Source organism: Bartonella sp. AC62GZZY (genome assembly GCF_042196525.1).
GTDB lineage: Bacteria > Pseudomonadota > Alphaproteobacteria > Rhizobiales > Rhizobiaceae > Bartonella.
In genome coordinates, this window is record NZ_JBHIQN010000028.1 from 1 (window position 1) to 7,131 (window position 7,131).

The 7,131-nt window shown below is 35.1% G+C and carries 2 protein-coding genes and 1 pseudogene; all 3 read right to left on the reverse strand.

What is annotated here, in order from left to right; all coding sequences use genetic code 11:
• Window positions 1–1,598: 1,598 nt before the first annotated feature.
• Window positions 1,599–2,537 carry an abortive infection family protein gene (locus ACFIML_RS08625; protein WP_375687940.1) on the reverse strand — a complete coding sequence of 313 codons (939 nt, stop codon included), beginning with the start codon at window positions 2,535–2,537 and terminating at the stop codon, window positions 1,599–1,601.
• 1,387 nt (window positions 2,538–3,924) lie between these two features.
• On the reverse strand, window positions 3,925–5,289 hold the full coding sequence (locus ACFIML_RS08630; protein WP_375687942.1) for an MFS transporter: 1,365 nt from the start codon (window positions 5,287–5,289) through the stop codon (window positions 3,925–3,927).
• A gap of 607 nt (window positions 5,290–5,896) precedes the next feature.
• A pseudogene (locus tag ACFIML_RS08635) lies at window positions 5,897–6,301 on the reverse strand (hypothetical protein).
• Window positions 6,302–7,131 lie beyond the last annotated feature (830 nt).

Sequence of the window (7,131 nt, forward strand, 5' to 3'; positions counted from 1 at the left end):
ATGCCGTGAGAAAAAAAGGGGCAGCTTTTTGCTTTTGCAGCCATTGGTCTTGATGTTTGAACGGAAACTGGCAGTGGCAAGGGGAAGGCCATAGAGTACGTGATCACTAAATTTTATCCCGTTATAGGAATATTGGGTTTTATAAGCTATAGAGAAGGCTATACCGAGGGGAGGGGGCTCTTAAGTCTTAAAGAGAAGATTGGATAATCTTCAGAGCACAAAATTATATGTCTACTAGAAAAAATAAGGGCGTTCTTGTATCTCATGTGCTTCTTATTCCACACCGTTCCAAAGCTAGTATCTCTAGCCTCAGTACAACGAGGTACAAATCGGATGATGTCTTACCCTACCTTAAATACACTTTTGTGAAAATTACTTTAAAGGTCGTGTGTTAGCTTATGCAAAATCTTTTATGGAAAGAGCTTATTGCTCTAAGAGCAAGGAAAAAAACGTATAAGGTTCCAGTGATAATGAAGAACTTATCGATGAAGTTTATAATCTTATCTTATTTAATTTATACTAAATCACCATCAAGCTCTATAGGATATTCAGACGTTTGAAAAAAGGATTTTATTTTTTCTGAGCTTGAGGAGCGAATAAATTGAGATTTCTGCATAAAGCAAACATGGAAAAATTGTATTGATTGATAATGTCTTTTATCAGATAAGAGGATGAGAGCGATGAGAAAAGGACATTTCTTTCAATATCGTAACGTGAATCAATAAACAATAAAACGCCAACATCGTTCTCAAATTGATTGACTATAATGAGTTGAATATCTGTAGCCAAAAGAGTGCAACCTTGAAGATTTAAGACATTTGTAAAATCGTGTACAGAAATTGAAGTTCCCATAATATTATAAAAAGTTGGTGTTCTTCCTTTCAGGTGTAAGGTATGGCCATGATAGCCACAATCGCATGATTGATCATATGCAATATGAACAACATCACCTGTGGCGTGCTCAAGTAATGGTGCATCTTCAGGATAAAAAACAGAGACAATTAATTCATCATTTTTAGAACTTGAATTGACTTGAATGTGATCATAAAGATCATTAATGTCACCATTAATCTTGGCTATAGTAGTAAGAATAGTGCTATTTTTTATACGAGCTATCTTATTATAAAATTATGTAGGGTAGGAGAAGAACGTATAGGTATCTAATTTACGCGCATAAAGGCTTTTCAGGGATTAAATCTAAACTCAGATTTTCTCTCTTTACAGAGTCAGAACTGTATTTTTATCATAACGACTAGCTTCTCTATCATAATATTTCTTCACGAGAGCTTTCCAAAAATAGTAGACCAGCTAGTTTGTTCTTAAAAAAATAATCAAGGCAATACTTTCGCACCATCCTCATTCGCTGTCTTTAAGGGCGTCTTTTGCATTTACAGAAATTGCTCATGGACTTTAGAAGCGGAGCCTAGAAAAGTGGGGAAGAGGAGAACCATAGGGTGCTGTGACTACTCATGTTGTCATGCTATAAAAATATTTGGTTTTGTAGGGTAGCAGCAGCCCCCCTTTAATGCTTTTTAGGCATTAAAAATGGCATGAGAAAATGCTGGTAGTTGTGATATGTTTTTTCTAAAGTTTTTTAATTATGGCTGATCCATGAGCTCTAAGATATAAATTGAGAGAGAATGGGCGGCATTAAAAGTTAAACGCGCATGGCGAGGCTTAAGATTGATTAGTTCAAAATCCTTTTCTGAGCGGCCATGCGCTGCACTTTTCTTGTTTCTTAAATTCATAGTACCACTAACGATTCTGGATAGACCGGTTGCGATCATTCTTAAGTCATTTTTATCTAGATCTTGATTTTTTAAGTTTTTTTGCTTTATATCGTCAGTATGAATCTTAGCCTTCTTAGCGACTTCTTTCCATAAAGCGTACAGCTTATTATGGGCATTTTCTTCGTATAGGATAGAATGGTGGTCGAGATAAGCTTTGCAAGAGGCTTCCAACAGATTTGCTGCAAATAAAACTGCCTCCCTTGGATCTTTTTCTATATTTTCTAATGCCCTATTTATTTCGATTTCTACTGCTGAAAGTTCTTTCTCTGCAATAAGTTTTTTTAGCTCTTCCATCGAGAGGAGACCAGCTTTTTGCAATTCTTGTGTGAAGGTCACCTCATTCTTGATAATATATCCTCCACGCTGATATTCCAATCCATCTTTCTTTAACGTTTCTAAAACTTTACGTTGATCTTCTTTAAGCTCTTGTAGCATTTGATCTTCTGATATATCTTGAAATATGAATCTGACTAACTTATGACACTCGCTGTCCAAAAAATCCCCAAGCAAATTACCAAGGACTTCAAGCGGTTCATTGCATTCCACATTGATTGTATCTAGTCGTTTCTTAATCTTGACATAGCTACTATCATTTAGCTTCTCATGAGGAGCAGATGGTGTATAAAAAAATAAGGCATCCAAATTCTCTGGCCAATAGTACTTTGGTAATATTTGAGAGAGTATCCTAATTGTTGCAGGAGGAATTTTGTTTTTTTGAGATATTTTTTGCGGGGATGATAATTGCATTTTATGGCTTTATAATATCAAAAAGTGGTGTGTGGAGTGGTTTTTAGAGTATGATTTTATTGGCTTGACCTTGCATAGAAAGTCGCGCAACAATTTTGTGGCTTATATAAGATTTTTGAAAGGGAAATGCCATATTGTGTTTTAATTTTTTTCTCCTTTCATTGTTATAGCAGTGAAGCAGTGAAGGGGGGGTGAATAATGTGTGATAATTCGAAAAATATAGAATGAGAACAGAAGTATAATTTTGTATTATCGTAACTGCAATAGCATTCTTTATTGGCAGATTGTTTATTGGAGAGAAGGAAGCAGGCAATGCGCATAATCCCTGAACGGAAGGTTTTGTGACAAGAATTTCAACAATAGTATGTTAGAAAAAAATGTTGCGTGTGTTCTTTGCTTGTCAAAAAGAGCAGATGGGGCGCTTTATTCGCATAACCAGTAAAGAGCTCAAGTGGGACAAGAGAGAAGTTTAGCAATCTCGTTTATCTCGTCAAGTTTATTGCTTTCACTAAAAATGCTATTTTATGATATCCGCTGTTAATCTTGCATACTTGCTAAAGAAGAAATATAAACAGTTATCGTCTCTGTAAGGGAGCTTTAAGCAATGAAATTAGGTGTAAAAAAGCTCTGAAAAGCTTTTTTTGCCGTAAAACTTACAAGAAAAATTTAAAGGTAGGGAAATCTAAAAGCACACTGTAAAAATCAAAAAAACAATTTTTTTAAAGATGGTTTCCCGTATGTCATTGTATATTACGATTTTCAATGTTTTAAAAACTTCTCCCTCAAAGAGGAAAGCCTTTGTTCTTAAAGCGGGGGAGATTTGTTATAACAGTTAACAACAAAATAGAGAGAAGATGCTGTTTTACCAGCTGTTTTTGTTGCTTTATTCACTTAATCCCGTTGCAATTACCAAACCATAGTGATCAAAGAAGTGTGATATAGGGTGAATGAAATAACTTGGTTTGAAAGTGCGGTGCGATTTTCCACACCGCGATGCGTCGTGAAAAATGATCAGCATTGGGGGCTGGGCGGCGTATTCTATACTGGTGTTGTAGGGGCGTTTGTTAGTGATGGGATCTTGGATAGAAAATCATGTTGTCCTCTGTGGACACCTCCAAAGATACTATTCAGAAAATCGCATATTTCAATAGGTTTTTAGAGGTGTCTCATAGCATCAAAAAAATCATAAAATTACAAACAACATGTATGCTACTAGAGGTGTCCGATTTCAGAGTTTAAGGAGCTTGTCGGTTTAACGCTCTTTTATAGAATGATGAAGGCTGGGGCAAAGGTTCTAGCGCATTGGTATTCCTTAACAGTGGTAAAGGCTGTATAATTTTATACACCGTTGCAAATGTTATTGATAGGGCGTTCATACAAAAGCATATCATAAATCGGAATTTTTCTCTTGAGGCGATAAGAAGAGGGCTAGGCAAAACAGTAAAAATGCAGCGATAGAGAAGAGGAAGAATATGAGATATGTTTGACTTAAGGAAAGGCGTTGCTCTGTTAACGAATGTAGCAGAAAGCCAGCAAATACACCCCCTAAGGCTCCACCTATTTGCTGTAATATGCGTGTGATAACGGCTGTATCTTTGACGTATAAACGGTTGACATATTGGATGGGAGCAGACAAACATACAATGGTGGCGATGCCAAGCCCTACGCCTCTTAGCAAGAATCCAAGTCCATCCATGCTTATATTATAGCCGAAGCATAATAACCCAAAGCTTGATATCACCAAACCAATTCCTATCATGAAAAAGGGAGATTTTTCTTTCCACTTTTGGTAAATAAATTTCCTTCCAATCCATGCACCCACTCCTTGCAGAGCTAGGACTGCACCGATGATGAGAAGGCTATTTTCATGGGCTTGTTCCATGGCAATGGCTAGTGGGAAATAAACGAGGAAACTATAAAAAAGAAATGAAGCAACAAGCCCCATGATCATGAGCAATGTATAGCGCGCATTTTTAAATCCGCTAAAGACGATTAATTTGTTTTTTGCTTTCTGATTAGAAACAATGAATAATATGAGAGATATCACTGCTATAAGTGCTAGGATAAAGAGGGCGTTGTGGTTATTTATATTTCTGGCTTCTGTGAGGTAAAAAAACGAGAGAAGCGATATAGAAAATGCTAAAAATGCAAATAAGTTAAATTTTGTTTTTGCTATTTCGTTGCTCTTTAAATGTTTTGCTCCAAGGGCGAGTGCCAATAAAATAAGCGGAATATTGATAAAAAACAACAAACGCCAAGACACATACTGAGCAAATGAAGCTCCTACCAGCGGTCCAAAGGCAGGAGCAAAAACCGTTGGTACGGCTATGGTGCCCATGGCTTGGCGCACTCGTGTCTGCCCAAATTGTAACGCAATAATGGTTTGGCTAAGGGGCAGCAAAAGGCCTGTCCCGAACCCTTGAATAATACGGGCAGATATAATGGTTGGAAAATTATAGCTTAATCCTACCCCCAGTGAGCCAAGCATAAAAATGAAGCTTGCAAGGAGCCAAGTTCTTTTTATACCTATTCTTCCTTGCACAAAAGCGGACATCAGCAGCCCTGGAACGGTGGCTAGAAAATAGGACGTGACAACCCATTGTATATTATTTCCTTCCACGGAAAAATAACGTGCAAGGTCAGGAAGGATGACATTGACAATGCTCCCGTCTAGTAGAGGAAGTATGCTGGAAATAATGACGGTATATATGACATATTTTTCTGATTTGGTATAGGAATCTACCTTTTGCATGATCATGCTCCCTACAGATATTATTTTAGATATGGGGCCTGCGTCATAAATTACAGAGCTCTAAGAATGAACACGCATTTGTGATATCTGCAATTTTGATATTGGAATGAATGTGATTGGAAGTGCTGATGGTCCCCTTGTGTATAACCCGCCTTTTTCTCTAGAATTAAGCCATCAGTTAAGCTGATGTCAATGAGTTTATCGAGGAGTCTATTCGCTGTCAATTCAATCTGTATGAGAGCAAAAGCAGAACCTAGACGTGCATGCCTGCTCCATTTGCATTTATTATTTAACATGGAAAATGTTAAAATCTTTATAAATCAAATTATTGACTTAAAAATCCAATGTTTGTTTATATATCATTTTTTATGATTAAATGATTATTTGGGTGTCAAATGTATTTTCAATAGTTTATAATTTTCTTTTATTAAATATGCTGCCCTTTCTGAAAAATGTTCGACAATCTCTTGATTGTTTAATAAAAATTAAAATCGGTTATAAGGAAGAGTTTGAAAATTATAGAGTAGGAAAAAGTTGCATTTTATAAACAACAAGGGAGGGTTGTTTCCATAACCCAAACATTTTTTCAAGTTGTTATGGTATCTTTTTAAATTGCTTGATTGATAAAAGTTTCATAATTATCAGAAACAATATATTGGGTATTTTCTTCTAAAGCTTTGAAATGTTCATGACCGCAATAGAGTTTTGCTTTTTCCAGATCGCGCAAGATGTCTTCGAAAATACTTCCTTTGCTTTCCACAACAAAATACAGTTTTTCTTGCCCATCTTGCTCGAATAATACAGCCTAATTGGGAGTATATGATCCAAGAGGTGTATCAATTTTAAACCATTTAGGCAGTTGCGCATAAACTTTAATCTCATCGTTTTTTTTCAAACGATTGTGCAAAACTGAACTCAATATCTGAATCACAAATACATGATCATAAGGTGATTTATGGTTTTTTACATATTCTTTTATAAAACGATTTGCTTTATATTTATTAAAGTGCATTTTCTATTTTATTTTTTCATATAATTAGCCAATGAAGTTTTTGCTATAATATCGCAATTTGTAAAAGACTATTTTGGTAATTCAATATGAAATTTTTTATGTCGGTTTCTTGTATTGAAAGCAATGGTACGATTTTTGATATCTGATAAAAATATTTACAAAAGAATTAATAACGCATGATTATAGAATTTTGTCCTTTGTTTGAAGCATGTAAAGTTAAGCCATTGTTTATTGATAGATTTTATGTTCATTATTTATTTGATACATTTAATCTAGAATGTAAATATGTATTCATATCCTCAAACTAAAATACTGGTATTGAAGTGGTGAGAGTGTTGCTTTGTTGAGAATAGATAATTGGGTAGGTTAGTATTCCCTTTGTATCAGAGAATTCAACTTATTCTCTCATATTGTGTGTGGATGAAATGTTAACCGCATAATGCTCCCTCTTACATGAGATGTAAAATGGTTTCCATATTGAGAAAAGTTGTTGATCGTAGAGGAATATTTTTCTGCGAAATTTGTTTGGCTTGAATGGAAAAAATAGAGCAATAGCCGCATATTTGTTATGCTGTAACGGCATATATATAATCGATGGAGTCAACACTTCATTTAAGAAGTTTTTTAAAGGAAAAACATAAAAAAATAGAATTATTGAAAAAAATCTTTTATTTTGAATCTTGTCTCTCACGATTATAAAAGATTCACGTAGATTTCGAAAATTCTTGTTGTGTTGAAAAGCATGAAAAATCAAGAAAATTTTGCAAAAAAGCTGCACGCATAGTGCAGCTTTTTATATATTTGCTTTAAAGGTAGACGTTTTAAAGCAT

What these genes read in the sequence shown, in the direction of transcription:
- ACFIML_RS08625 (WP_375687940.1), bottom strand. Translation starts at nt 2,537, where the DNA reads ATGCAATTATCATCCCCGCAAAAAATATCTCAAAAAAACAAAATTCCT.
- ACFIML_RS08630 (WP_375687942.1), bottom strand. Translation starts at nt 5,289, where the DNA reads ATGCAAAAGGTAGATTCCTATACCAAATCAGAAAAATATGTCATATAT.